This is a genomic window from Mesorhizobium sp. M7A.F.Ca.AU.001.01.1.1 (genome assembly GCF_004022735.1).
Taxonomy (GTDB): Bacteria; Pseudomonadota; Alphaproteobacteria; order Rhizobiales; family Rhizobiaceae; genus Mesorhizobium; species Mesorhizobium ciceri.
Map to the genome: position 1 here is coordinate 1 of NZ_RZPF01001133.1, position 1183 is coordinate 1183.

A 1183-nucleotide genomic window follows, 5' to 3' on the forward strand; every position below is an offset into this window, starting at 1 on the left:
GTTGGTCGTCACTGCCGTTGCGGTCGTCATTTTTGCCCTGCAGGTGCTCGGATCGTACAAATTGATCCGAAATGTGTTCCGGTGGCTGGCTCTGGCTCTGCTTGCCTATGTGGTCTCCGCGGTGCTTGCCAAACCGGATGCCGCTTCCATCCTGCGTGGCACGCTGTTGCCACAAATCGAGTTCAGCCGAGAGTACCTGTCCATCCTCGTCGCCATCGTCGGGACCACTCTCTCCGCATACCTTTACACGTGGCAGTCCAATCAGGAGGTGGAGGAGGAGATCGCCAAGGGTCGAACGAGCCTCGAAGAGCGCAAAGGCGCCACCGAGGGTGAACTGCGCCGATCCCGCCGCGATATCCTAATCGGCATGACGTTCTCCAATCTGATCATGTATTTTATCATCCTTTCGACCGGGTCGACGCTCTACAAGGCCGGACACACGCAGATCGAGACAGCGGCACAGGCGGCCGAAGCGCTGCGGCCGCTTGCCGGCGACGCTGCCGGCATTCTCTTTGCGGCCGGTGTAATTGGCGTCGGCTTCCTGGCCGTGCCGATCATGACCGCTGGCGCTGCTTTCGATTTCGCCCAGGCGATGGGATGGAAGAATAGCCTGCATGCCAAACCCCGGCAGGCTCCCAAATTCTACATCGCGATCGGGGTCATAACGCTGGTGGCGGTGGGTCTCAATTTCTTCGGCTTCAACCCGATGAAAGCTCTCGTCTGGTCCGGCATCGTGCAAGGATTTTCAACGCCGCCGCTGCTGCTTCTCATCCTCATCATGACCAACAATCGCAAGATCATGGGCGACAAGGTCAACAGCACAAGCACGAACATCCTGGGCGGCGTGACGACCTTGGCGATTTTTGCGGCGTCGGCGGGATTGGTGGCAAGCTGGTTCCTGTAGCTCGCATGGCATGACAGATGTTCAGGCACGGTGGAACATCGGCGGTCAAATCCCGTTGAGACGCTTGTGGGAGAAAGGAGGTTGTCCATGTCAAAGTTGCAGGCCGCAACTCCGGACCGTTTAAGGCAACTCAGGCTTGAAGCTTCAGCACATTTCGCTCCGTTGATGCTGAACGAAGCCCTGTTGCGCCTTTCCCATGCCTGCGGAGGCGACAGCCTCGACCGCTTCGAGAAAGCCATGGTTGATCAAATCGAGGCTGTCGCCTCCGCAGGCATGGGA

At 58.6% G+C, this 1183-nt stretch carries 1 protein-coding gene and 1 pseudogene; both read left to right on the top strand.

The window, feature by feature from the left end:
• The coding region (locus EN884_RS36480; RefSeq protein ID WP_128361153.1) for a divalent metal cation transporter at nucleotides 1-904 on the top strand (904 nt) is incomplete at its 5' end.
• An 87-nt stretch (nucleotides 905-991) separates the two neighbouring features.
• Nucleotides 992-1183 (top strand): annotated as a pseudogene (locus tag EN884_RS36485) (hypothetical protein); the annotation flags it as partial.